The sequence below is a fragment of the Selenomonas sp. oral taxon 138 str. F0429 genome, from assembly GCF_000318175.2.
In the GTDB taxonomy this organism is placed as follows: domain Bacteria; phylum Bacillota; class Negativicutes; order Selenomonadales; family Selenomonadaceae; genus Centipeda; species Centipeda timonae.
On record NZ_KB290941.1, the window covers coordinates 1,996 to 2,326 of the forward strand.

The 331-nt window shown below is 56.5% G+C and carries 1 protein-coding gene; it reads right to left on the minus strand.

The features are described from left to right. Window positions 1-147: 147 nt before the first annotated feature. Window positions 148-331: hypothetical protein (locus tag HMPREF9163_RS12495; RefSeq protein ID WP_009441008.1), on the minus strand; the 184-nt coding region annotated here is incomplete at its 5' end.

Consider the following 331-nt stretch of genomic DNA (forward strand, 5'->3'; position numbering starts at 1 on the left):
ATATTGCCAGAGGACCGTTGTACCGCGCATCCGATCCGTGTGACTCAAATACGGCAGGGACTTTGCCCGCACGAAGCGTTGGAGATTTCTCCTCTGCATAACCGATGCTGCGGCTCTGTGCGGAATGCTCGGTACAGAAACCTGCGCTTACCCTCTCGCCTGACGTTCCAGTGCCATCTGCAAACTCTCTGGCAGTGCCTTGCCACGAAGCGAAGCACGACGCAAGATCCCCGCGCACGCTTTCGGTGTCAAATAGTATTTCTCCGGCACATGAACCTCCAAAATCTGCGACAAGGTAGATTCTGCGCCGACGCTGTGGAACTCCCCAGCC